The sequence below is a fragment of the Bacillus sp. CZDM1 genome, from assembly GCF_055502545.1.
The window spans coordinates 553,753-578,357 of the sequence record NZ_JBUESO010000002.1 but is presented as its reverse complement, the minus strand read 5'-3'; the positions used below and the strand labels follow the sequence as shown (position 1 = coordinate 578,357).

Here is a 24,605-nt window from a genome sequence, read left to right as displayed (position 1 = left end):
AAAAAAGTAAATGAAAATAGTAGGTGAAAAAATGGACCGCAGAAAAGAGTTGAAACAACAATTTAAGGAAACATCCGTTGAAGCGGGAATCTATCAGATAAAGAATACAATCAACAGTAAAATATTGGTTGGAAGTACGAAAAACTTAAAAACTCTAAATGGCATAACATTCATGCTTGAAACAAATGGGTACACCAGCTCTTTCAAATCATAACAAATCGTATCGTTTGCCTTAGATTTTCAAGTAAAGACTCTTGTCCAACCCTTCGCTGGTCTAGGGTTTAACCTTCGTATGAACACCTATGTCTTTCGGTCTCTTTTATCAGAGCACACCATAGGGCAGGAGTTACCTGGGCTACCTTTATCCTCTTACGGCAATCCTTCCGTAGGAATTTTCACATTCTTGAGAATGTCCGCACTAAAATAAAGGCTTGAATATCGTTTCACTAAACATATACGTCTGGGTAGTGGATAAAGTCATCTACCCACCAATGTTTATAAGGTTTATGATTTCGATAGGCAAGTTCCCTTAAGGATGAAAACCAGGCTTGTACTTTTTTCCAATGTTTAAATAAATTACTCAAGGAATGCCCCTTTTTTGCTTCCATAGCAAAAAGGACTGACATCATTTGATTCGGAATTTTTTCTTTAAAGCCCATTGCTCTCCTCGCTAATACGAGGGCAGCACTTTGATGAATAGATAATCCATATGCTTTCTGATATTTAACCCGTCCAATTAAAGAGGAATAATAGGCCGGGACCTGCGCAAGAGTTACTACCTCCTTAATGCTTTTAGAAATCAAGGTGGTGAGGATTTTTCGATAAACAAAATTACTGCTCATCCGATTGAATTTTGTATTTTTGCTCAAATCGTTTTTGAAATATAAATCTTCAATGGCGATGATGTCGATGCCAACCGATTTTACCCATTCGATGGCGGAAGCAACGGTATTCCCTATCATCCAATTCCGTTTCTCGGAGCGCACGCTATTGACATCATTCATCCAAAATACTTTGCTTACTCTAAAATTCCCATTAGGATAAACGATTGTAACGGCTAAATTGTCTGGATTGATGTCGAGACCTGCACAGCCATTTGTAAAATCATAGGTGGATTCCAATTTTTGGTTGAAGGTTAGGTGGACATAGTATTTTCCGTTTTCTCTTAGAATTCGGACACTATAGGCCTTTCCACTTGAAAGATAGGTGAGAATCGTCAAGATGTGTTTTTCGGAGAATTGGATTTCAAAACGAAGTCTGTCATTTCTTTTAGAGGATAATGGGTTTAGCACCTTCATTTCTACAGACTGGTCTTGTAAATAATGCAATTTGATATTTTCATTCCCGGCTTTAGAGGCTTCCCCGCGAGAAAAAAGAGCGTTTGTTCGTGAATCGACCCACTCCTGTTTGGTGATTTTATGCTTATTTAAAAGGATTAGTTTTTTCTTTGTACCGTCCACGACTTTTGGAACACTGCAGTTTTCGATATGAAATTGATAATACTTCATTTTCTTGGTTAACTTTTTGATTCGGTACTGCATATAAAGGATGAGGTCTTCCTTATTGGGCTGTCTGGATTTTTGGGTTTTCTTTATTTTCTTTTCAATTTTTTGTATTGCTGTCTTGTATTGCTCAACATATAAGGGCAACAATTCCCTTTGCGAGGAAATGGAAGCTTCTGCTTCAAGAAACGCATCCCTCATATAGCGGGAGTTATTTAGAAATAGTGGCTTCGCTTTCGCAGCGGCATTCTTTCGATCCAATCCATCAAAGATGCGTTCGCGAATAAATCGTTTAGCGGATTGAAATTTACGCATGAGTTCGTCCAGAATCATTGATTCACCTACCGGTGGATTTGAGATACTCCCTGTGAATGTAATGGGCTGTTCATATTCACTCTTTGACATCCTGATCCTCCTTCTCCAACTCTAAAAGCGTCTTTTTCATTTTCTTAGAACCTCTTCGTCCATATAATCTAGCGGAAAATGATGTCATGATTGAAATAAGGTCTTCGACCATTTCCTCATTAAGCTCTTTTTTTTCCTGTTGTTCAACTGTGATAATTTCAACCCCATGTGACCTACAGTAAACTTCCAAATAATTGTACCCAAATCTGGCAAACCGATCTTTATACTCGATAACTAAATATTGAATCGGTTCTTTATCAATAATAGATAATAATTTTTTTATTCCTTTCCTGTTTTCATTAATTCCACTGGCAACTTCTTTTATTATATGTGAAATGGACATTCGGTTGTCTAAGGCAAAAGAGGTAAGCCTTCCTACTTGGCGATCTAAATTTCCTGTTATCTCTTGTTTTTTTGTAGAAACTCGCGCATAAATGACACAAATGGATTTTAATTTTATATTCTCAGATTCGACAGCATCCAAGCCAATTAGCTTTTCTAAATCGCTTTTTAGATACCTTCGGTGACCGCCGCTTGTTTTATAGACTTTAATATTACCCTGTTCTTCCCAACGTAATATGGTGGTTCGAGTAATATTTAAAAATTCCCGCGCCTGTTTCTGCGATAAAAAAATAGACATAGAGAATCACCTCTACATCTATTTTACTACTATTCAGAATCCTTTTTACAATATGTTTTTGTACATATTATTACACTTTTTTATATTTTATTTACAGCTGTTTTTACCACCAATAAAGAGCTGCAAAAAGAATGGAACCAGTACGGAAGAGATGCTTTCAAGATAGACATCCTAGAAAAATTAAAAAAGGATGATAGGCCCTATTTTAACGAAAAAGAAGCTTTATTGGCACTTGAAGAAAAATGGCTAGAAAAGTTACAACCATATGGAGAACGTGGTTATCACCAAAAAAAGTCTTAATTTGTGCAGCCCTTATATCTTATCAATATCTTTTTCATACTGTTTAATATATTATCCTTATTGCGCTAACGGGTAGCTTGAGTTGATATACAAGTAGGGGGTGAACAGTTTAGTTGACGGAATCGAGTCCCAAGGGTACGACGTTCCCCGACTACCGTAATAATAAAACCATAAACAAAAAGGTCAACCAGAAAATCTGGCTAACCTTATATTAGGACTGGTGATTTAGTTTAACAAAGAAAATACTAAAAGTCGGTTCCTTTACAGGAATTCTACTTTTATATATTGAATTTACTAAGCGTTGTAAATCCGCATTCCTGACGCTACCCCTATATGGGGATAAATCTTTCTTCATGTTTAAAAATCAGTAATAAATGGAAAATAAAGAAAGGAGGGATGAGTATGAAAGTGCTTATTATTGGTGGAGATGCAGCAGGGATGAGTGCTGCAATGCAAATTGTACGAAACAGTTCTGGACATGAAATCACTGTTTTAGAAAAGGGTGGAGTGTATTCGTACGGACAATGTGGCCTACCTTATGTGATCAGTGGGAAGATTGAGTCAACAGATAAGTTAATAGCACGTACACCGTCTACTTTTAAAGAGAAATATGGCATTGATGCACGAGTATATCATGAAGTCCAAAAGGTTGACACGAAAAATAAAATGGTAAGTGGAATAAACCATAGTAATGGTGAAACGTTTAGCTTTCCGTATGACCGCCTTCTTATTGCAACCGGCGTAGGCCCGGTCATTCCAAAGTGGGAGGGTGTTAAACTTCCAGGTGTCTTCACATTAAAGGCAATTCCTGATGCAAAGACAATCATGGATTATCTTGAGAAAGATATAAAAAATGTGACAGTTATTGGTGGCGGATACATTGGACTTGAAATGGCTGAAAGTTTTGCGGAGCTCGGCAAGAAGGTAACGATCATTGAAAGAAATGAGCAATTAGCAAAAATATTTGATAAAGAAATGGCAGAACTTATCCATGAAGAAGCATTGAAGCAAAACATTGTGTTAAAAATGGGTGAATCTGTTGAAGCATTCCGTGGTAGTGAGCATGTTGAATATGTGAAAACCGATAAAGGGGAGTATGAAACAGATTTAGTATTAGTCGCTATAGGTGTGAAGCCAAATATTTTATTTTTAGAAGGGACTGGAATCAAAACAAGTGTTAATGGTTCTATTCAAGTAAATGCGTATATGCAAACAAGTATTAAAGATATCTATGCTGCAGGAGATTGTGCAACACAATATCATCGAGTAAAAGAAATGGAGGATCATGTCCCATTGGGAACACATGCCAATAAGCAAGGTCAAATCGCCGGATTAAACATCGTTAATATACATAAAACATTTAAAGGTGTTGTAGGCACTTCAATCATAAAATTTTTCGATTTAACTTTAGGGAGAACAGGAATAACAGAAACAGAGGCAAAAATGCTGAACATTCCATGTGGTTCTGTAACAATTAAATCAACAGATATCGCTGGATATTATCCTAATAATAAAAAAATGAAATTGAAACTTGTCTATCATAAAGAAACATATAAAGTTCTCGGTGGGCAAATTATTGGGGAAAATGGGATCGACAAACGAATCGATGTTCTAGCAACTGCAATATTCCATTCGATGACAACCGATGAGCTGCTTGATTTAGATCTTGCGTATGCACCTCCATATAATGGTGTATGGGATCCTATTCAGCAAGCAGCTAGAAGAGTAAAGTAGCTTTAATACTAACTATTAACTATATAAGGTACAATCGGGGTGCTTTTCCTTAATAACAATCTTCAGCAATCAGGCGCATTTCCTAATAAGGAATGTGTCTCTTTTTTTTTTCAGATTTAAAGGATATTAAGTAGACCAGGAAGAATACCACTAGAATTATGTGAAATATTACACTTAAAGTAACGAAGCAGGTTTGTTCAAGAAAACACTGAAAGCGCAAGGTTAGAAAGTGGTCGAAGCAACACAAGCCCTTTTGGCATAACATAGATCAGATACAAAATAAGGGAGTAGATCTTATGATTAGTAATATTGAGAATGGTGGGAATGACTCTAATTCTGTTGATATCTTACAATTAGTTGGACAATGGTTAACTACAACAGAAGATGCAATTTTCCTTCTTTGGCAAGCAATTGCATTAGAAAATGATAAGGTACAGCAAATTCTAGACCAAAAAGAGAAAGAACTACAAGAATTGCAACTACAACAAACCCTACAACAAATGACACAGACACAGGAAAAAATAAGACTTTTACAAAAACAAATAGGAAATAGAGCTAAACAGGATCAACGATTAGGTTAACAGAATGACTGAAATAAGAATAGAAAAGATTATATGATACCTCTCAATTTTTTATTTATAGTAAATAATAATGAGATTTATATATGGGGTGAAGTTCATGAATAAGAATAAAAGAATTTACAGTACCACTTCTGTCCTTCCTACAGACAACAATAACGCTAATGATTCAAATTCAACTTTAGGTAAATTTGAATATAAGCCACCTAACAATACTGGGGTAATCCTAGGTATAATTGCCGGTACATTGACTACAGTGGCAGACGCTTTGGCGACTATTGGAGCAATCATTCAATTAAATATAGATGTTTCTGCCGATTTTCAATCACAAATAAATGATTTTAAGTCAGATCAAGAGAAGGATAAGATGCAGAAAGAGATTGATGATCTCAAGGGACAGGTGAAAGAGATTGATGATCTCAAGGGACAGGTGAAACAGCTTGAGAAATTAATTAAGAGTAACCAAAATTAAGAGGTTACTCTCTTTTTATTTATTTTCTTGATTTTGTATGGCTTGTCCAGAGTTTCATATTAACACCAGAAAATACAATATTCGAAGTGGGGATTCTTGCAAAACCATAAAGAGAAATAGAAGAAGAAAAAGATTTTGAATTTAGGGGTGCGATGTTTACCAGGCATTGCTTTAATGTTTGATTAACGAAGAAGATTGTGAAGTATTTTACTTAAAGTAACGGGTGCGTTTATAGAACAAGGGATTGCTGCGACGGTCCTTTTTTGTTTTTTAGCTAACGTAAGCAGGTTAGTGCAATAAGGGAAATCGAAAATACATTTGAAGGAATTTGGAATAATAACAGGAACAACAAATTAAGGAAGGGTTCATTCGAATGAATGGTAGAGTGTTTTTATTTAATGATGTACAAGATAAAAGGTTGGATTTTTTAGCGTCATATCATGATTTTTGGACAGAACATGCCTTTTTAACTTGGCAATGGTGGTTTCTATTGATAACAACCATTTTAGTGTGGATTTTATGGATGAAGAAAGTTGATAAAAAGCGAATTCATTTGATTTTAAATTATGGGTTAATTATTGGAATCATTTCACTAATATTTGATATGATTGGAACTAATCATGGTGCGTGGGCATACCCAATTCGTTTATATTGGTCGTTTATCCCTCCTTTACTACCTTTTGATTTGACTTATATACCCGTAGTTAATATGCTAATATACCAAAGATATGGGAAAAAATGGACTAACTATCTTACAGCTAATTTTATTACTTCTGCTATAATATCTTTCGTCATTGAGCCGTTTTTCCAAGGTATTGGAATTTATGTTACTTACCATTGGAAACATATTTATTCTTTTCCAATTTATATTTTATTGGCATGTTTTGTAAAAGTTGTGGTTGAATTTATAAATAAAAAGCAAACCCAAGAGTAAATATTTTGATTTAGTAAAAAAACACATTTTAACAAAATTGCAGATATAAAATTATAGTAAAACCAGTGTATTACTGTAAATAAAAGCAATCCATTAATGCTTTTATATATTGTGAAGGAGTACACTTAAATTAACGGGTGCAAGAGTTGAAGAACGAGGATTGCTGCGGTGATCCTTTTTTTGTATTAAGCTAACGAAGCAGAAGAGTTTAATAAACGAATAATTAAATGGAAAACAGAAAGCCGAAACTCCTGAAATTGCAGGGTTCCGGCTTTATTGGCTATAATCTTCCGTAGGATAAAAATACCATGTTATTTGATGATCCCAAGTTTATCACTACCATCAGGTCTCAGAAAACTGATCAACGATACTGGGTACAAGACTCGGCTTCAACCCGAAGGTATTTGGCTCGGAACTCAATTATATCTTAACCGGTTCTTTTACTTCATAGATATCTCCATTTTTATCTCGATAGTAGCTTCCTTTTTTTCTATTCTTGATTTTACCTTTCTTCAGCCACTCACTGGAATACTGGAACAAAAGCTGGGCATTTGTTTCCCACATTATTTGATGTCCCGCGCAAGCAATTTTAAACATCAACTTATTATCATCAGGGATGTCGGAGTAGAGCTTTTTGACGTTAAACGTTGTCGCTGGCACTCCTGTATCCTGCATCACTGTTTTATCATTCTCACCGTAGATAATGCATACGGGCACCGACTGACCAAGGGTTCCATGGCTTACGGCTTCAGTGTTCCAGGACCAGTGGGTGAAGTTTCTGAACCGCAGTACGCCTTCCGTGCGTTGGACATCTGGTTTTCCCCAGCTTCCGCCAATCTGGTCGATTTCCATAAGCGAGCTCCACACAATATCCACCATCCCGTCTTCCCGCTGGTTGGGACAGTTAATTATTTCATTATCCCAATAGGTCTTAAAATCCTTTTTTGTTTGCACAGTCATCGGGACTCCTGGTACCGGAAGGGTTGCTGGTGCATTTGTTAAGCCGTTGGGTGGGTAGATCGGCGCACTGAAAAATATGGTCTCCACCTTGTCCTGGTGTTGTACCGAATAGGGACCGACCGCGAACGCACCTGCTGAATTACTAATGAAAGCGACCTTGTCCACATCTCGATTTTTAATGATCCAATTGACAACTGTGTCTAACTCGTCCCATTCACTCTGTGAGCTAATGGGTACAAACGGGTAGCTTGAGTTGCAAAACTGATCCTCCGGTATCGGGTTGGGCATCAGAATTTGTCCTTGCTGCAGCCTGCTAGTGTTGCATGGATCTTCCATTTGAGGGATTGGAGATAGGAGGGATCCTTGGAGATCGAACATAAGCACGTCAAAGCCTTCTTGCGCCAACGATTGAGCCCAGCTGTAGTTGTAGTTATTATGTTGCAAATCAAATGTCGTGATCGACGGGATACTCCTTCCATGAACCATTAGCACACATTTCCGTCTTCCATGAAGAGGGGTGCCGTCAACCTCCCGTACAAATAGCTGGACATCTTTACCATCTGTTGCTGGCGCTGTCGACCGATGCGTGATTCCGAAGTCATTACGGATAATGTTAGTTGGACTTGAATTTATTTCCATAATATTTTTCTCCTTAATAATATTGTTTTTTGATGGGGTAACTATCACTTCGAAAATTCTTTACGCTATGATGCAAGGCTTTGATTTTGCCTCATTACATTCGATAATAGATTATGACAAGTTAACCGTCTGGCTGTATTGCTAAGAGTTTATTTAAAATCAATTTTCAAGCATGATATTTGTGATTATTCCACATGTTTTCTTGTACTAGGAACACAAATTCTTGTCATGTTCAACGATATATCTTAATCAAAATCTTTCCCGTCTTGATACGGTCATCCCCAAATATATTATTAGGAATTGATTTTAAATTATTCTTTTTTTGTTCTTCCCTCTTCCTTATACGAACGGGAGGTTAGTTGAACAAGAGTTCATTTAAGGTTTAAAACAGGGATTATAAAAAAAGAAAGCACCATTGATTCAAGTGCTTTCATCGAGAACATTATTAATGATTAAATAGGATTTGGTGGAAGGAATGGAATGGGGCGTAGAGAAGTTACAATATCGCTATTCGGTTTCAGGTGAATCTGCATGTTTGCTTGTTGAGCCGCTAAATCGGCTGTGATTGCGGCGAAGCTGTCTAAGACGTCAGATGTCGTCGAACCGAATGTAACTGGTCCTTTGATAGCCGCAGTCAGTGTGTTCCAGCGCGTGACAATGGGACGGATTGGGTCGGTGGGTGTATAAAGATTGAGCGCTGCGCGGTGTGGTACAGTCGCCGACACTACTCTCGGCGTCTGAATAACGCCATCAACGTTGTAGGTCAGTATGCCAGTGCTAGGAGCAAATGAGACAAGCGTGGCAAATTGGTTCATATTGGTTCCTCCTTTTATTAAGATTCTATTTATCTTATGCTTGTACTACAAATCAGTATGGATACTTATATCAATAGAAATGTAAAAAAGGCATTACGTAAAAAACCCTGCACAATCGAAAAAAAATTGAGAAGGGTGTGACTGGATTAAGTTCAGTATGACAGTTTCTTAACCATTTTCATTCTTTTTGGTGCAGCTCTGCTGCATGGGTGGCTAAAGAATTTAAAAGTATTTGCTATTCTTTATTGGAGTAATAGTCAGTTTTGAAAAAAAAGGCAATTAAACTTAATGATCTTGTCCACGCACATTTAAGTGAAAATGCATCTTCTAAGTATGAAAGGAGATGAATATATGTCGACAAAGAAGCATAAAAAAGCTGAATCTGATAAATCCTATATATTTGATTATATAGTCATTGGTGCAGGAACTGCAGGAGGAATAATTGCTAAAGAACTAACCGATGACATAAAAACTTCCGTCTTGGTACTTGAAGCAGGAACGAATATGACAAAAGAGAAGAGCAGTCCTTCACTTGAGAGAGCACTAATCTTATCTAGTGATAATAAATCCTCATTTAATATTCTGTCTAAATTGGAGCCAGCTCTTGGACGTTAACTTCGATTATCAGGAGGCAGATTAATAGGGGGAAGCTCAGAACATAATGCGATGTATGCGGTTCGTGGAAGTAGCGACCTTTATGATGAGTGGGCAAATCTACTTCAAAATCAAGGAGAACAATGGAGTTATGAGAATATTCGTGATTTGTTCATAAAAAATGAAACCTATACCGGAATGACACAAGAGTCTGACGAACGAGGAAAAAATGGTCCGATATTTATTAGACAACAAATCATTCCGAATGATGGACTCATAAAAACTTTAGCCAAAGCTACATCAGATATTTTAGGAATACCAATTGTTAAGGATTATAATACTGGCATAAGGGATTGTACATTTTATAAATCACAGGTTACTCAAAAAGAAGTAAACGGTATGTTCTTTCGTTCATCTACTGCTACAGGATATTTAAATAGTAGCATAGTATCACAAGGTAACCAAATCAACCCGGATGAATTTGGAATTGGTAAGAGGAAGTTGGTTATTTTTTCTAAATCAACAGTGAATAGGATTCTGTTTAAACAAAGAAAAGGGATAAACATTGCTGTCGGTGTAGAATATGTTAAAGATGGTGTGTCACAAATATCTTATGCTCGAAAAGGAATCATTGTCTCTGCAGGCAATTTTTCTTCAGTTATCCTACAGCGTTCAGGAATCGGAAGATCTAACGAATTGGCGGAAGCCGGGATTTCAACATTAATTGAGAGCCCAAATGTAGGTCACAACTTTCAAGCTCATTATTCTGTTGGTATGGGTGTAGAAGTTGAAACAAATAGACTTTTAGAAGTATTATCTGCTGATCCTAACACACCAATTGCACTTGGTGCGTTTAAACAGGTGAATGGTTCTGGACGCCGGCTTCAATTACTTGGGGTACCAGTACCACTTTTTGTCCCAGTTCAAGAGGTGCTTATTAATAATTGGGGTTTTGACCCAAATAGATTCAGCAATATTATGAGTATTGGAATAATCGACCTGAATCCTAAAAGTAGGGGTTCGATTACAGTAGCACATAGCGATCCCGAAGCGTATCCTTCGGTTACATTTAATCCACTCGAAAATCAGGATGACTTGAAATTCATGGTGGATCAATATATTGAAACATTCAATATTATAATGAAGGCTCGGGAACTAGACCTAGATGGACTGTATAAGGTTGTATATCCTCCTGAAAATATATTCCATTTACCAAATGAAGAAGAAAAGAGAACCAAGCTTGCTGCATATGCCAAGGCTTCTTATACGAGTTTTGACCATTTTGGAGGACAATGTAAAATGGGGAAGAACATTCAAGAAGGAGTTGTCGACGGATTTCTGAATGTTTTTGGTACAAGAAATCTAAAAGTCGCTGATCTTTCGGTTGCTCCAATCTTGCCAGACGGCAATACTTCCATATCTGCTCAAATGATAGGGTTAAATGCTGTGAGGTTCATTGAAAATAATCCCCATGCTTACGTTTTTGAAGATGATGAATTTGAGGATATTGAAAGTAGCACCATAATAATCATCCACCGCATTCACATCAAGATGAAAGTAGTGACAAAAGCAGTAGTTAGCATTAAAAAAAACAAGGAAAGACCGTTTCTAGCGTTCTTGGTGGCGGTCTTTTAGATTGGGATTTTTTAATGCATTGAATGAGACATATACATAGCTGAAATTGGATAGACTTGTTTGACAATTGTTAGTTTGTGAAAAATTACACTTAAAGTAAAGGGTGCGTTAGTTTAATAAATAAGTAAGAAAACCATCTTATCTAAGGTGGTTTTTTAACTTTGTGGTTATTTAATTTGAAGGATTAAAACAAAAAGGTAATTTAAGATCGGTATCAGGAGCCAGCCTTTTTTAGTTTTTATATTTCGACATTTTTCTGCATTCTAAGAAGTGTAACAAAATTCATAAGAGATTAGAATCATAAAAAGTTTGTTGATTTTATTGACTTTGCCAGTCAATACAGTTGCTAGTGAGTATATTAATTTTTGTTAAGTTGAGAATTTGTCAAATCTTGACCTTTTTTTTAGCTTTAATAACTTTCGCATTATTTGTAAAATATAAAAAAGTCAAAAAGCATTTGTAGGAATAACTAAATGAAATTGGATTTTTTAGTGAAGTGAGAATTATAAAAAGGGGAAAGAACAAAATGTACAAGTATACAATCTATGTAACACATAAAGGTAAAGTTTATCAAACCAACGTAATAGCTACAAAAAACCAAACAGAAGAAGAAGTTTATCGTATAGCAAAAGAACAAGTTCTTAAACAATGGGAAAGTTAAATAAGGGATCCTGGGATTAAAAGGATTTCGAATGGGACTTCCACTTGAAGAATAGATTTTGTATAGCTTCCTTTACTTGAATATCCCGCTGCCAATAGCGGCTTTGAAGGATTTTATGAAGAATACTAATTATATATAAATTATAATAAGAGGAGTTGGTGGGTTTATGAAGAATATTAATAACCTTACTATAGAGGAGTTGGAAAGACGTATTGCTCATTTTGAGGATCGTCTTACGGATTTTATTATTACCGAGGATCAAAGAGAGTTAATCAAAGAAAGCTTAAGGGAACTAAAGAACGCTAAAGAGCGCAAGGCTTCCTAAACTTTTTAAATAAAATAATACATATAAATTAAAGAGCATTATCTGTGGAACATATATAGATTTTTATTAATTTTTTCACCATTTGGAGAGAAAAATGTATAAAGTTCTTATTAAGCTACCATGAAAATTAACTTCTGTGACATCCGAAAAATGGCAATACTTAAATAGACGCAGCTCATTCATCTTTTTAAAAGGGGAGAGCGTCTGATCTTTGGTGTCTATATACTTGTTTATGGATTAGGAAGCCTCTGTTATTGTAACTGTATAACCTAAGTTTTCTAGTCTTCGAACCGAATGGCGTACAATTGAAACCTGTCTTTTTTTATCAAAGTAGTCTTCGCCTAAGTCTACATACATTTCTTTTCTAGTTAACAGGTAATATGCGATCCGCAATATCGCATGGGCAACTACTATAGCTGATCTTTTCTTGCCTTTTCGTCCTGCTGTTCGACGATACAATGCACCAAGATAGTTTTTTGAACCCCTGACTGATTGAGCTGCTTCAGTTAATGCTGATCTTAAATACTTATTTCTTTTTTTAGTTTTAGTTGATTTTCTTTTCCCAGCACTTTCATTATGTCCAGGTACCAGAGCTGCCCATGAACAAAGATGAGCCGCAGTTGGAAATTGTTTTTTAACATCAGTACCGATTTCAGCTAGGATTTGTTCAGCCATTCTTCTGGCGATTCCAGGAATCGAATCCAGTCTTCGATATCTTGTTCATAAGAGCTAACTCTTTTGGCTATCTCTTGATCTAACATTTCAATTTGCTCAGTTAGGAAATCAATGTGAGTTAAAATCGTTTTGAGCATTAATCGTTGATGTGGATTAACATAGCCCTGAAGTGCTAATTCAAGTTCTTCTTTTTTCTTTTTCATTGTACGACGAGCGAAGTTTGCTAGTTTCTCAGGATCATCCTCGCCATCAGCTATAGCTCGAAGCATATCCTTTGAGGAAACACCCATAATATCAGATACAACTGAACCGAGTTTGATAGTGGCTCCTTCTAAAACTTTTTGAACCCGATTATGTTGTCTTGCACGTTCTTCTATAATACTACGGCGATAACGGACAAGTTCTCGCAGTTCCCTTTGAGTCCGATTTGGAATGAAACTAGCTTTGAGTAAACCATGGCGAAGAAGTTGTGCAATCCATTCGGCATCTTTAATGTCGGTCTTACGACCTGGGAGTGCCTTCATGTGTTGGGCGTTCACAACTAAAAACTCAATTCCTTCAGATTCTAGTAAATTAACAATAGGTTTCCAATAAACACTTGTACTTTCCATTGCGACATGGGTGCAGTGATGTTCCTTAACCCAGTCTATTAACTTGAGTAGAAAAACTGTTTTTGTAGAAAACGTTTGAATCTCCTTTCCATCAGGTGTCAAAATACACGCAGTGATATTATCCTTATGAACATCCATACCACATGCTCTTTCAATGATTACATCCATTGAAGTTCTTCCTTTCTAGGCTTGTAAAATTGGAGGCTGGTACAACAATCAGAATAAGGATTAATCTACCATGAGTGCTTCCCGTAAGGGAGCGACAGTTTGTGATGCACCATGGTCGTTGGAGTCAGACTAACGGATGGGCTCTAACGCACCAAACTTAAACGACCTTCCTCTCCCAGCCTTAGAACAAGTATGGACACATTCAATACATTTTCATTCTTTGTGGTGAAGAGCTGTTTTTTAGCGATTCATGGATGGCTAACGGGTAGCATTACTTTAAGAAAAGGATGCCTTATTATTTGTTACTTTTTTCTTTTTTTAGGTTGAAATTTTGCTGGTGTCGCCCTCTGAATATAAAACCTTTCTATACAAACAATATTTGTATAATACCAGCTCAGGAGGGATTCGTATGGTAAATATATTGGAAACAGTTATTGATGCCATGAAATCACTGACAGTTCAAGACGAAGACCAACCACTTCATGTCGGAGAAGTGATGTCATGCTGGATTTACTTAGCAGGACTAGAATTAGCTAAAGTATCTGTTCAATCAGGTATAAATACCACAACAGATGATGAACTAAAAGCAATACTTGAAGAAGATATGAAATTAGGAACCAGTCAAAGGGAACGACTCCATGATTTCATGATTAAGGAAGGAATTCCTCTACCTCCTACACCTGAAGATATGCCAATATCTGACCCTAAAAGTATTCCACTTGGAGTTAAATTAACGGATGATGTCATAGCAAATGAATTATCTTTAAAAATTGTAAGTTTAATTATGCGTTCTGCTGGTGCTGCATCCGAATCGATTCGTACAGATGTTGGTTTATTATTTATTCAGTTTCAAACAGAAAAATTTGCCTTCGCAACTAGATTAAAACATTTAATGCGTAAACGCGGATGGATTAAAGTGCCACCTTTTTACGTTCCACCTGGTTCCCCACAACCCTTAAGTTAGGGGGAGTGTAGATAGTACATTAGATAAACGTGAACAATTAATAAGAAGCTAATTAACGAGTCCGATTCTTCAATATGAAGGTCGGCTTTTTCCTATACCACAAGAAAGTTTGTGAAATTTTGTACTTAAACTATCGGGTGCGTTTCTGTAATGCCTTTAATTAAAATTATCATGGCTCCCTCTTTTGGGGAAGTCGTTTTTAATAAGCGTTTAGCCCCAATCGGAAAGGGGCTTTTGTATCACCTTTTCTTCAATATGTCACCAATCCTTATTAATTGAGTAATGATAATAGAAAGTAAAATAATAAGAACTAGACCTATTGGAATAACACCTGTTCCATCTTCAAATAGCATAGCGAGTAAAAAAAGTATTACAACACTTCCAATTGCAATTAGGATTGTCATTGAAATATATTTCCCCATAAAAAAACCTCCATTTCTATCTAGTCAATTCCACTTTATAATAATTCAGTTATTAAGACTATATGTATCTTTTTTTTACTTTAGCTAGGATTATTGGTGGGATATTTTTATTCTATTTTAGGAATTGAAATACCATTCATCTAAATTTTATGGCTTCCACATTTGGGAAAGTCTTTTTTTATATCCAAGTAACATAACCAAATATAAAAGATTGTGAAAATCTGTACTTAAACTTAAAGGCAGGATAGTTCAATAAAAATTCACATAGTCCACTAAATAACCAGCAATTGTAATTTTTACAAATGTTAAAATAATTTAAAGACCTAAATTTATCGGGGGGATTAATAGTGAGATTATTTATACAATTTTTCCCTTTACTGTTTGTTTAGGGGTATTAAATTATATGTTTTTATCAAAAAGTTTTGGGTTAACGATTATTCTTTTAATCTGTGGAATAGTTGCAGCCATTGTTAATTTAATAAAAAGAAAAAATAGAACAATTGCTATTTTAAGTATTTTTGTTGTTATTGGATTACTGACAATATTTACACACCTAGTTAATTCGGGGGTATAACAAACATAGTTTATCCAACTAACGGAGCAGATATATACAGTATCAACTCAAAAGATGTTTTAAGAATGCACCTTTTATCATTGTTTACATGTATTCATAGATACGGGATTTAATAACTTGAATTAAGCCCTTTTTGAATAACTATTAATCCTGGGATTAAGCAGTCCCCTCATCGGGCAACAAGTCTATCTTTCATCCCTACCGCGCTTTCGCTTACTAGCCTTGAAGTTTAGTGTGGAAGGAGTACACTTCCACACTAAACTTCAAGGGCGTATCTTCCCCGTGTAAGACAGCTCTATTTCCATATCTTTGAATACGTTGAATACGGTAGAAATTCATACTGTATATAAGAAGCAGTTTAGTTTAATAACAGTTGAATAAATTGGGGAAAATCCATATATGAAATGTCTTTTTAGAAAGGTCTTTAAAATGAGATTTTTATATTGGTTAGTTAAGGTAGTCTGGTATTTAGTATTAACCGTTATAGCAACTACTTTCTGGAAAGGTTTCGGTTGGTGGTTTTTAATAATTTGTGCAATCGTATTGATTCTGGGGGATGAATTGATAAGAAAATCACTTAAAAAGTAACATCCAGGGAGAATCATAATGGAAAACTTAGCGGAGAAGCCTGACAATTTGAAGGGACAAATGAGAGGGAATTTTTGGCACCTTTGCCCATGATTATTATTGCATTAGGGAATAGCTAAGTTAATGAATTTACAGGTTCTTGAGTAAAATAAGAAATAAAAAAGCCTTATCGAAAGTTACCAAGTAATCATCGACACAGGCTTTTTTTAGTAAAACAAAGTCATTTACTCGCATTTTGAATATTGGCAACACTTTAGCGTAAGTAGGAGGAATCAATAAAATGTTATCAACAATCTTTGGGATAATTTTAGGCTTAGTTAGTTTGCTTGTGATCCTCTTTGCTCTCATTGGATTCGGTGGTGATGTGATAAAAGGGAAAGGAAAAGAGATCATGTGGGCATTGATTTTCCTCATTGTTGTAGCTGGTCTTCTTGCCTGGGGTTCAGTTGCTTTATTGACAAAAGAAGAATCCAAAAATGAACCAGTCAAGCAAGAGGCGGTCAATGAAGAAACGGATGCAAAGGATAAAGAAGAAGCAAAAGCCAAAAAAGAGTCGGACGAGAAAGCTAAGATAGAAGCAAAAGAAAAAGCTGAGGCAGAAGCTAAAGCCAAAGCTGAAGCAGAAGCCAAAGCTGAAGCAGAAGCAAAGAAGGAAGCTGAAAATTTAGTAGCAGTCGTACACCTTGATGATGTGAAAGACCTTCCTAAGTACACAATCGAGACGTACAAAAATGGCGACGAAATGCCAGCGGCTAACGGTTCGACAATGAATTGTACTTACCCGACATGTTACAGAGTCACATTTGACGTAAATGGCTCAGGACAGAATCCAACAGCTGAATACAACTCTTTAAGAACGAAGCTGGAAGACCGAAGCATTTTGGACAATAGCTATGACGGACCAGAGCTGGCAACGATAAAAGCGGATTACTGGACAAAAGATGGCATGATTACTGCAAGGTTTTATAAGTGATTATAGGTTGAACTTACCTGGGCGAACATTAACAAAGTATCGCCTTTTTGTTTGACTAACGTAACAGATTGTGAAGTAATGTACTGCGCGAAACGTTTCCTTATAAGTGCAAAAACACGAAATAGGAGAATTGCTATTAAGCAATTACAACTGATTAACTGAAACTTGGAATGAAAGCCGTCATGTTGAGCTGAAACGAGTTATCTGATCCTCCTACATGCACATAATGATAGTAGTTAGAATGTGTATGAAGCTAGGTAAAGTCGGCTGAAATGAACCTAAGTTGCTTACCCAGAATATGGTTTGTGATAGGCCGGGATGCTACAAAATATCTACGGTGAGAATGTCCAATTGGACTGACGAACTTGCGGATGTACGGGTCTAGAAATTAATACGCTCGAAAGGCGTATGCTGCGAACGCAGTGTCAAACACCGAAAAGTACGAGTAGTGTATAGGAACTTCGGGATATCTAACAAATGAGGATATAGGTTGGCAGGCTTAAAGTGAGCACCTACGGATATATGTAAAGCTAGGTTAATCGGTACGTTGTAATTAAGAAACATCTACTATTAAACGACTACTATCGGGATGGTGTCTATAAGATAATTATTTATCGAAGTGACTTTATTCTTGCGAAAGTAGGGACACAGTACCGTTGAACCGTGTAACGAACGTGGAGTGATAGTCCCAAGTCTTCTCTTTGAAAACTAACATAACTAAATGAAACTCACATGGTCGAGTAAGATGATGGGATTTTCCGCAAGGAAGGAGAAACAATCCATCGGTGAGTACAGCTTTACGACATGCAGAATATTACGGTATGCAAGACATATTTGATGACCTTTATGAGCGAAGTAAAAACAATGCTACAAAGGGTTTAAGGCTATATGAACATATCATATCAAAAGACAATATCTTATTAGCCTTTCGGAACATTAAAGCGAATACAGGTTCAAAAACAGCTGGAACTGATGGCATCACGATTGACCAATACAAGATTGAAAACGCTGATGAATTTATCGAGGAAATTCGAAAAACATTACAGAATTATAAACCTCAAACGGTACGAAGGGTTGAGATACCAAAACCTAGTGGCAAGAAACGCCCATTAGGAATTCCAACCATGAGAGATAGATTAATTCAACAGATGTTCAAACAAGTATTAGAGCCAATATGTGAAGCTAAATTTTATCACCATTCATATGGTTTTAGACCAAATAGGTCTACTCATCATGTAATGGCTAGATGTCAGTTCTTAGTCAATAATGTGAAGTTGCATCATGTAGTAGACATTGATATACAAGGTTTCTTTGACAACGTGAACCATTCAAAGTTAATTAAACAAATATACAACATAGGCATACGGGACAAAAGAGTTTTAACGATTGTCTCGAAAATGCTAAAAGCACCAATAAAAGGCGTAGGTGTTCCAACTAAAGGAACCCCGCAAGGGGGAATATTATCTCCTCTTTTATCAAACATTGTTTTAAATGATTTAGATTGGTGGATAGCTAACCAATGGGAATGCTTAAAAACGAAACAAACTTATACACCTTGCGGTAAATTAAGGGCGTTAAAGAGAACGAATCTCAAACAAATGTATATCGTCAGATATGCAGATGATTTCAAGATTTTCACGAATTTCCCTAAGTTAGCTATCAAGATATACCATGCCACCAAAGGATACCTAAAGAATCAATTAAACCTTGATATATCAACTGAAAAATCAGCGATTACTAATCTTAGAAAGAGAAAATCTGATTTTCTAGGTTTTTCTCTCAAAGCAGTAGCCAAGCGTAATAAGTATGTAGCCAACACACACGTTATGGATAAAAAGATGAAAAATATACTAGAAAAACTTAGATGTTTAATTCGCAAAATCCAAAATAAGCCAACGCCACATACTGTCATGGATTATAACGCTTATATTCTCGGAATTAAAAATTACTTCAAGGTTGCGACTCATATTAATATAGATTTTGGAAAAATATCCTATCTTCTATTGAAAACCATGTATAATCGTCTAAAGCCAATTGGCAAATATGGAAAACCTATTAAGCCATCAGACACATACAAGAAACTTCATAAGAATAATTTCAGAACATATAAAATTGCGGGTGCATATTTATTTCCTTTAGGAGATATTCAAACAAGGAATGCCATGAACTTCAGCCAAGATATATGTAACTATACAAAAGAAGGAAGGCTTAAACTTCATCAAAATCTTAGAGCCGACGTTGCCATAGAAATTAACAAAATGTTACAAATACCTTACGGCAAGGACAATTTAGAAATTGCAGATAACAGAATTTCAAGGTACTCAATGCAATTAGGTAAATGTGCAGTAACAGGGGAATTTTTAATATCTAATCAGGTACACTGTCATCATAAGATACCTCGACATATGGGAGGTACAGATGAGTTTAATAATCTTGTAATCGTACATAAAGATGTCCATAGATTAATCCATGCTACAAGTGAAAAGACGATTGAACGATATAGGAATATTCTTCAATTAGATGGAAAACAATTGAAGAAGCTAAACCAATTTCGTAAAGTTTGTAATTTAGTTACTTTAGTTTAAAAGAATAAGATGGAACGCCTAATGCGGTGAAAGCCGCACGTTGGGTGTGGAGCAGGGGAAAAGGTGGAGATTACATCAAATCCTTACCTATTGCTATTAAAGTAAAGAAGCAGTTTAGTTGAAGATGTAATTGGAATATTTATGAAGTTTTGGATTTCATATTTGTTAAAATATCACAAAAAAAAAAGAGTGCAAGTCTTAATTCTTACACTCTTTTGATTTGTGATAATTCTTGCCTTTTATTACTTATTTAACAAGTAGCAACAACTATGTCTACAGGGAGTGGTTGTGGTCCTTGGGAATAAGTCACTCCAGTGAATGGATTCTGGATAGTAAGTGTAACAGTATTTGAAATCTGATCAATGAAGAGGAGATATGGTACATTAGTGCCACTGATAGTTCCAGCCCCTGTCCCAGCTGCATTTCCTAGACCACTTACCAGCAAACCACCCGCCCGACACTCTACAGCAAATGTTCTAGCTGTAAATGTTTGTCGGAAATTTGGTAAAGTAATAGGTGTGGTCTGTGCTGGTCGATTAAAATCGTAAAAGAAATTATTACCTTCTGGTGAACAACCTCCACAAATGTCAGCAAAAACTGTATAGGTAGTGTTATTAGTTACTATGATACCAGAAGGACTTGTTGGTGGAACAATTGGAAAAGCAACGTTACTAAAACCAATATCGATGGGAGTAGTTAAACTACAAGGACAAGCGGGGGTGGTATCCTCTGCTGGCAAACCACCTAAAAAGTCTAATACATCCTCAGTTTTAAACTGAAGCAGCATTTCCTTTTTAATTATGGTTTGAAGCATTCTTTCTGCACTTCGATTGGCTTCTAATAATTGATCTAAATCTTCTGCAATTAGGTCCTCGTTTACAGCTCCACCAGGAGTAAGCGGCGACCCTAGAGCTGCTTGAAGCTTTTCTGCTTCAGCATTTATCATATGAGCTAGTCCTAGTTCTTCAAAAGCAATTGAAGCCAAAAGTAATGAAAGTACCTGGTCATTTGTAATCGAAATGTTGGGTGTAATATTAGGGATTATTGGAAAAGACAATATTATTCACCTCCTTAGGTATTAAGTTGTAAAAGAATCAGTAGAACAAAGGCTTGTACAACCTTTCTTCTTTACCATTTTATTCAATTAAGTTTTGAAAGACTGTGTAATTGTCCAAGTTATTCTACTAAACAAAGAAAGGGCTACAACAACACAGTAGACACTTAAACTGAATATGGGACTGTGATTTGTTTCACTTAAACTATAGGGTGCTTTTGTTTAACAAAGGCTGCTACGGTTTTTATTCCATTAACAGAGCAAAAATAGTTCAAAAAACCCCTTCTTGAATATATAGAAGATAATGAAATTGGTGGCCATAAAAAGGAAATCCTCGTTGTGGGAGAAGACTTTCAATCATGCTATAAAGAGCATATTCAAAAATATCCAACCATGGTAGGGTTTGTAAGAGGAAAACACTTTACTAGTTTGGAAGAATTAACAAGTGAACTTAGGGACTATGTTCATTGGTTTAACCATATTCGATTTCATAGAACATTAGGCAACCTAAGCCAGATTGAATACAAACTTGGACACCTAAACAAAACTGACTAGTTTAGTGTTGACATTCCAAAAGCCTTTTCCTTGTTCAACGAAGGAATCGGTTAGTACAATAATCCTTTCATTATTTTTGGGAAGTTAGGTTACGAAAAAATTTTAAAGCTTGAAAGACTATTATTCAGCCCAATTTATTATAATAGTTATATCAATATCAAATACTCTAAATTAGTCAGGTATTGTGTTAGGCATAAACGGATGACCAGAACTGTATCCTCTCAAGCGATTGGGACAAGAATTTCATCTATAATGTGGAAAAACAGTTGATAGAAGGAATTATAAATATAAATCACTTTCTTAGAATTGTTAGAGAAATTATATTCTAATGTATAAGGCCTTTACATAATGGATGTCCTTAATCAAACATTTATCAACTAGATTCAGCCGCACGCATCCGATACGTTTGTTCTTTTTTGCCGTGCATGTAGTAATAGAGGACAGATGTTGCAACGCCAATAATTCCTAAAATTGAATACAAGACGCTATAACCAGTTGCTGGAATGACAAGACCAAGTAAATATGGCCCAAATCCAGCTCCAGCCTCAAAAAATATTAAGAATGTGGCAGTTGCGATTCCTACTCGGTTAGAAGCGACTGAATTAACTGCGATTACCTGTGAGGCTGACTGAAGATTACCGAATCCCAGACCAATTAATGCAGCTGCCAAAAGAAAGGTTCCACTGTTATTCGCAGAACTAAGTAGAAACATTCCAGCTCCGAAGATGATAAAGGCTGGGTACATAATAACGTTTGCCCCTTTTTTATCCATTAATCGGCCGGTGAACAGACGTGATATAAAGACAGCTGCTCCATATGCAACAAAGAAAAAGCTAGCAGTCTCTCCTAAATCGATTTCGATTGCATATATACTTATATACGTAAGAATGCTTGAGAAACAGAATGCAAGCAACAGGATAATGACAGAAATAGGAAGTGCCCTTGGCTCGATGAAGCTAGATAGCTTAAATTCGAACTTCACACGTTTCGTTTCTGTCTTTTTTAGTATAGGGGCATTATAGAAGAAGGCCGTTGCTAAACTAACAATCCCTAATAGAAGACAAAAGCTAAAAATCGTATCAAAACCGCTATGCTGAGTCATATAGAGGCCAATGAACGGCCCGATTCCCGTTGCCAGTGTTGCAGCCATACTAAAGTAGCCGATTCCTTCTCCTTTCCTTGAGGCTGGAAGGGAGAAGACAACAACTGTACCAATAACTGTACTTGCTATACCAAGTGTAAAACCGTGGATAAATCTGGTCAGTATAAGAAAAGTAATCCCATAATCTATGAAGTATAACAATGTAGTTAATGTGAAAAAGGTCAACCCGATCGTTAAAATTCTTTTTGGTCCGGTTGACTGCATAATCAAACCAGTTATTAAGCGACCCAATAAAGTACCGATGATGAAAATACCAGCTACAAGCCCTCCTTTGCTTGCAGTGGCATCAAATTCATCGATAGCATATAAGACGATAGTCGCATTTAATAGGAAGAACATTAATGTTAAGAAAAAATTGATTGAGGAAAGAATAATAAAATTCTTCGTCCAAAGTGCAGGTCTAGTTTGTTCCATTATTCTCTTTCCCTTCCTATAATCTTAAAATAAGTATGATTCTCCGTCATCTGGAACCAATACATTGGAAGAGATTCCTTCTTTATGAATAAAACCTTTTAATTCATTTCTTGATAATGTCCAATGGTTAACAGCTTCCATGTGAACAGAAATAATTTTTGCGACAGGAGCGGCTTTATACACTTCATAGATATCATCTTTCCCCATTACTAGAGAACCACCTTGAATGAATTGATTATCTCCAGCATTGACGACAATGACATCTGGTTTATGTGTGTCGATTTCTTCTTTTACGCCTTCATACCACACAGTATCACCAGCAATATATAATGTTTTCTCGGTTGGGTGTTTAAGTACGACGCCACAAACTAGACCAGCAAGCTTTAAGATTTCGCCTCTTCCGTGCTCGCCTTTTGTTTTAATTAATTGGATACCCTCAAAGACTGTATCATCTTGTAAAGCCTCTACATTTTGAAAACCAGCGTTTCGAATTCCAATGGCATCAGCTTCATTTTGGGAAAATATTTTAATTTCTTTTGGCAATAATTCTTTAGCTGCATCATCCCAATGATCATCATGCAGGTGAGTTACGATGACTGCATCTACGTCAATAATATTTTCAATGGATATTGGTAAGCTAACTAAAGGGATACTTTTGTCGCCATCTGGTGCATTTGAAGCTGGATTTGGCATTGGAGGGTAAGCTCCTTTTTCAGCTAACATCGGATCGATTAAAAACCTTTTCCCTGCATATTCAACAATGATCGTTGCATTTCGAACTTGTTTTATATTCATATATATTTACTCCTTTTGTTTAAAGTTTTGATTGAACAATGTATAGTTTAAAACATGTCCTATTGACGGATACATAGATTAAATAAGGTCTTTTGGCTATTTTACTTTATTATTAAAGGAGTTAAACAAATGTTAGATAACACGGATAAGCAGATCCTAGATGAACTATCCAAGAACAGTCGGATTACTATGAAAGAATTGAGCGAGAAAATCCATTTATCAGGACCGGCTACTTCAGCAAGAGTTGCAAAATTAGAAGATAATGGAGTGATTGAAGGTTATACGATTAAAGTTAACCAATGTAAATTAGGGTGTTATATATATGCTTTTATTACGATCATTACTCAAAGCACTAATCATCAACCTTATCTTTCATTTATAAAAACACAAGATAGATACATAATAAATAACTACAAAATAAGCGGGGATGGTTGTTATATACTTGAATCTAGATTTCCATCCAACGAACTATTAGATCAATTTTTGCTAGACTTAAACAAATATGCAAACTATAAATTGTCCATTGTTATAAATAAAATGGGATAGTTGAAGTCACTATATGGTTGGTTCTTTCCTTCAAAAAAGGTGAACAATTTTGAGTGTGAAAAATCCAACTTAAATGGGTGCTTACGTTGATAGAGAAGGATGAAAAACAAACTGAGCCATTTACTGCGCAGAACAACGATACTATTCAATAGAAAATGATATTCCACAATCAGCGTGATTGCGGAAAACCAAAAGCCTAAATCCTCGATAAAAATAAGAAGGATTTAGGCTTTTTACTTCAAAATCGTTGGCGTTTTCTATTGGTAAGTAGTAAATTTCTTTGCAACTGCTGGTAATAAACATGGCAGAGATTTTACGAATTTAC

Annotated in this window: 22 protein-coding genes and 2 pseudogenes; 15 read left to right on the top strand and 9 right to left on the bottom strand. The window is 35.9% G+C overall.

Going from position 1 to position 24,605, the window contains the following annotated elements; genetic code table 11:
- The first annotated feature begins 31 nt into the window (after positions 1–31).
- Positions 32–214, top strand: coding sequence for a GIY-YIG nuclease family protein (locus tag ACY3XC_RS07310; RefSeq protein WP_464867971.1), 183 nt, complete (start codon positions 32–34; stop codon positions 212–214).
- Between the two features lie 232 nt (positions 215–446).
- On the opposite strand, the gene ACY3XC_RS07305 is transcribed toward ACY3XC_RS07310, so the two are convergent.
- Both ACY3XC_RS07305 and ACY3XC_RS07300 read right to left on the bottom strand, forming a co-directional pair.
- Positions 447–1,907: a hypothetical protein gene (locus ACY3XC_RS07305; RefSeq protein WP_464867970.1), complete on the bottom strand. Its 1,461-nt coding sequence runs from the start codon at positions 1,905–1,907 to the stop codon at positions 447–449.
- On the bottom strand, positions 1,894–2,547 hold the full coding sequence (locus ACY3XC_RS07300) for an IS607 family transposase (protein WP_464867969.1): 654 nt from the start codon (positions 2,545–2,547) through the stop codon (positions 1,894–1,896). The genes ACY3XC_RS07305 and ACY3XC_RS07300 overlap by 14 nt, the downstream gene beginning before the upstream one ends.
- Positions 2,548–2,658: 111 nt before the next feature.
- Here ACY3XC_RS07300 and ACY3XC_RS07295 point away from each other — a divergent pair.
- The 5 genes and pseudogenes from ACY3XC_RS07295 to ACY3XC_RS07275 form a co-directional block, all read left to right on the top strand.
- Positions 2,659–2,847 (top strand): annotated as a pseudogene (locus ACY3XC_RS07295) (GIY-YIG nuclease family protein); the annotation flags it as partial.
- 402 nt (positions 2,848–3,249) lie between these two features.
- Positions 3,250–4,581, top strand: a complete 1,332-nt coding sequence (locus ACY3XC_RS07290; protein ID WP_464867968.1) for a CoA-disulfide reductase — start codon at positions 3,250–3,252, stop codon at positions 4,579–4,581.
- A gap of 296 nt (positions 4,582–4,877) precedes the next feature.
- A complete protein-coding gene (locus ACY3XC_RS07285; RefSeq protein WP_464867967.1) occupies positions 4,878–5,162 on the top strand; it encodes a hypothetical protein in 285 nt (94 codons plus the stop codon).
- A 97-nt stretch (positions 5,163–5,259) separates the two neighbouring features.
- Positions 5,260–5,631: a hypothetical protein gene (locus tag ACY3XC_RS07280; protein ID WP_464867966.1), complete on the top strand. Its 372-nt coding sequence runs from the start codon at positions 5,260–5,262 to the stop codon at positions 5,629–5,631.
- A 373-nt stretch (positions 5,632–6,004) separates the two neighbouring features.
- Entirely contained in the window at positions 6,005–6,565 is a 561-nt protein-coding gene (locus ACY3XC_RS07275; RefSeq protein ID WP_464867965.1) for a CBO0543 family protein, read from the top strand.
- Between the two features lie 420 nt (positions 6,566–6,985).
- Here the strand turns inward: ACY3XC_RS07275 and ACY3XC_RS07270 are convergent, their stop codons facing one another.
- Entirely contained in the window at positions 6,986–8,164 is a 1,179-nt protein-coding gene (locus ACY3XC_RS07270) for an alpha/beta fold hydrolase (protein WP_464867964.1), read from the bottom strand.
- Between the two features lie 452 nt (positions 8,165–8,616).
- Complete coding sequence (locus ACY3XC_RS07265) at positions 8,617–8,979, bottom strand: hypothetical protein (protein WP_464867963.1); 363 nt, start codon at positions 8,977–8,979, stop codon at positions 8,617–8,619.
- Between the two features lie 351 nt (positions 8,980–9,330).
- Here ACY3XC_RS07265 and ACY3XC_RS07260 point away from each other — a divergent pair, with 351 nt between their 5' ends.
- From ACY3XC_RS07260 to ACY3XC_RS07245, 4 genes are all read left to right on the top strand, one after another.
- The gene (locus tag ACY3XC_RS07260; RefSeq protein WP_464867962.1) at positions 9,331–9,594 is read left to right on the top strand and encodes a hypothetical protein; all 264 of its coding nucleotides are present in this window, start codon (positions 9,331–9,333) and stop codon (positions 9,592–9,594) included.
- A gap of 24 nt (positions 9,595–9,618) precedes the next feature.
- Positions 9,619–11,208: a GMC family oxidoreductase gene (locus ACY3XC_RS07255; protein ID WP_464868051.1), complete on the top strand. Its 1,590-nt coding sequence runs from the start codon at positions 9,619–9,621 to the stop codon at positions 11,206–11,208.
- A 526-nt stretch (positions 11,209–11,734) separates the two neighbouring features.
- Entirely contained in the window at positions 11,735–11,869 is a 135-nt protein-coding gene (locus ACY3XC_RS07250; RefSeq protein ID WP_152597475.1) for a BA3454 family stress response protein, read from the top strand.
- 166 nt (positions 11,870–12,035) lie between these two features.
- Positions 12,036–12,194 (top strand): hypothetical protein, encoded by a 159-nt coding sequence (locus ACY3XC_RS07245; RefSeq protein ID WP_193747801.1) that lies wholly within the window; start codon positions 12,036–12,038, stop codon positions 12,192–12,194.
- A gap of 237 nt (positions 12,195–12,431) precedes the next feature.
- Here ACY3XC_RS07245 and ACY3XC_RS07240 read toward each other — a convergent pair.
- Positions 12,432–13,648 (bottom strand): annotated as a pseudogene (locus ACY3XC_RS07240) (IS110 family RNA-guided transposase).
- A gap of 409 nt (positions 13,649–14,057) precedes the next feature.
- Here ACY3XC_RS07240 and ACY3XC_RS07235 point away from each other — a divergent pair.
- Positions 14,058–14,612, top strand: a complete 555-nt coding sequence (locus ACY3XC_RS07235) for a DUF3231 family protein (RefSeq protein WP_464867961.1) — start codon at positions 14,058–14,060, stop codon at positions 14,610–14,612.
- A gap of 239 nt (positions 14,613–14,851) precedes the next feature.
- Here the strand turns inward: ACY3XC_RS07235 and ACY3XC_RS07230 are convergent, their stop codons facing one another.
- Positions 14,852–15,034 carry a hypothetical protein gene (locus tag ACY3XC_RS07230; protein ID WP_464867960.1) on the bottom strand — a complete coding sequence of 61 codons (183 nt, stop codon included), beginning with the start codon at positions 15,032–15,034 and terminating at the stop codon, positions 14,852–14,854.
- 1,442 nt (positions 15,035–16,476) lie between these two features.
- Between ACY3XC_RS07230 and ACY3XC_RS07225 the strand changes: the two genes are divergently transcribed.
- Positions 16,477–17,169: a hypothetical protein gene (locus tag ACY3XC_RS07225; protein ID WP_464867959.1), complete on the top strand. Its 693-nt coding sequence runs from the start codon at positions 16,477–16,479 to the stop codon at positions 17,167–17,169.
- Positions 17,170–17,954: 785 nt separating this feature from the next.
- Positions 17,955–19,754, top strand: a complete 1,800-nt coding sequence (ltrA, locus tag ACY3XC_RS07220) for a group II intron reverse transcriptase/maturase (RefSeq protein ID WP_464867958.1) — start codon at positions 17,955–17,957, stop codon at positions 19,752–19,754.
- A gap of 250 nt (positions 19,755–20,004) precedes the next feature.
- Here ltrA and ACY3XC_RS07215 read toward each other — a convergent pair whose 3' ends face one another.
- Complete coding sequence (locus ACY3XC_RS07215) at positions 20,005–20,811, bottom strand: hypothetical protein (protein ID WP_464867957.1); 807 nt, start codon at positions 20,809–20,811, stop codon at positions 20,005–20,007.
- Positions 20,812–21,201: 390 nt separating this feature from the next.
- On the opposite strand from ACY3XC_RS07215, the gene ACY3XC_RS07210 reads away from it, so the two are divergent.
- On the top strand, positions 21,202–21,363 hold the full coding sequence (locus tag ACY3XC_RS07210; RefSeq protein ID WP_464868050.1) for an IS3 family transposase: 162 nt from the start codon (positions 21,202–21,204) through the stop codon (positions 21,361–21,363).
- 373 nt (positions 21,364–21,736) lie between these two features.
- On the opposite strand, the gene ACY3XC_RS07205 is transcribed toward ACY3XC_RS07210, so the two are convergent.
- Positions 21,737–22,939, bottom strand: a complete 1,203-nt coding sequence (locus ACY3XC_RS07205) for an MFS transporter (protein ID WP_464867956.1) — start codon at positions 22,937–22,939, stop codon at positions 21,737–21,739.
- A 24-nt stretch (positions 22,940–22,963) separates the two neighbouring features.
- Positions 22,964–23,734, bottom strand: coding sequence for an MBL fold metallo-hydrolase (locus ACY3XC_RS07200; RefSeq protein ID WP_464867955.1), 771 nt, complete (start codon positions 23,732–23,734; stop codon positions 22,964–22,966).
- 129 nt (positions 23,735–23,863) lie between these two features.
- Here ACY3XC_RS07200 and ACY3XC_RS07195 point away from each other — a divergent pair, with 129 nt between their 5' ends.
- Positions 23,864–24,280 carry an Lrp/AsnC family transcriptional regulator gene (locus tag ACY3XC_RS07195; RefSeq protein ID WP_464867954.1) on the top strand — a complete coding sequence of 139 codons (417 nt, stop codon included), beginning with the start codon at positions 23,864–23,866 and terminating at the stop codon, positions 24,278–24,280.
- Positions 24,281–24,605 lie beyond the last annotated feature (325 nt).

Coding starts and splice junctions, on each gene's coding strand:
- ACY3XC_RS07310 (WP_464867971.1), top strand. CDS start 32: ATGGACCGCAGAAAAGAGTTGAAACAACAATTTAAGGAAACATCCGTT.
- ACY3XC_RS07305 (WP_464867970.1), bottom strand. CDS start 1,907: ATGTCAAAGAGTGAATATGAACAGCCCATTACATTCACAGGGAGTATC.
- ACY3XC_RS07300 (WP_464867969.1), bottom strand. CDS start 2,547: ATGTCTATTTTTTTATCGCAGAAACAGGCGCGGGAATTTTTAAATATT.
- ACY3XC_RS07290 (WP_464867968.1), top strand. CDS start 3,250: ATGAAAGTGCTTATTATTGGTGGAGATGCAGCAGGGATGAGTGCTGCA.
- ACY3XC_RS07285 (WP_464867967.1), top strand. CDS start 4,878: ATGATTAGTAATATTGAGAATGGTGGGAATGACTCTAATTCTGTTGAT.
- ACY3XC_RS07280 (WP_464867966.1), top strand. CDS start 5,260: ATGAATAAGAATAAAAGAATTTACAGTACCACTTCTGTCCTTCCTACA.
- ACY3XC_RS07275 (WP_464867965.1), top strand. CDS start 6,005: ATGAATGGTAGAGTGTTTTTATTTAATGATGTACAAGATAAAAGGTTG.
- ACY3XC_RS07270 (WP_464867964.1), bottom strand. CDS start 8,164: ATGGAAATAAATTCAAGTCCAACTAACATTATCCGTAATGACTTCGGA.
- ACY3XC_RS07265 (WP_464867963.1), bottom strand. CDS start 8,979: ATGAACCAATTTGCCACGCTTGTCTCATTTGCTCCTAGCACTGGCATA.
- ACY3XC_RS07260 (WP_464867962.1), top strand. CDS start 9,331: ATGTCGACAAAGAAGCATAAAAAAGCTGAATCTGATAAATCCTATATA.
- ACY3XC_RS07250 (WP_152597475.1), top strand. CDS start 11,735: ATGTACAAGTATACAATCTATGTAACACATAAAGGTAAAGTTTATCAA.
- ACY3XC_RS07245 (WP_193747801.1), top strand. CDS start 12,036: ATGAAGAATATTAATAACCTTACTATAGAGGAGTTGGAAAGACGTATT.
- ACY3XC_RS07235 (WP_464867961.1), top strand. CDS start 14,058: ATGGTAAATATATTGGAAACAGTTATTGATGCCATGAAATCACTGACA.
- ACY3XC_RS07230 (WP_464867960.1), bottom strand. CDS start 15,034: ATGGGGAAATATATTTCAATGACAATCCTAATTGCAATTGGAAGTGTT.
- ACY3XC_RS07225 (WP_464867959.1), top strand. CDS start 16,477: ATGTTATCAACAATCTTTGGGATAATTTTAGGCTTAGTTAGTTTGCTT.
- ACY3XC_RS07210 (WP_464868050.1), top strand. CDS start 21,202: ATGGTAGGGTTTGTAAGAGGAAAACACTTTACTAGTTTGGAAGAATTA.
- ACY3XC_RS07205 (WP_464867956.1), bottom strand. CDS start 22,939: ATGGAACAAACTAGACCTGCACTTTGGACGAAGAATTTTATTATTCTT.
- ACY3XC_RS07200 (WP_464867955.1), bottom strand. CDS start 23,734: ATGAATATAAAACAAGTTCGAAATGCAACGATCATTGTTGAATATGCA.
- ACY3XC_RS07195 (WP_464867954.1), top strand. CDS start 23,864: ATGTTAGATAACACGGATAAGCAGATCCTAGATGAACTATCCAAGAAC.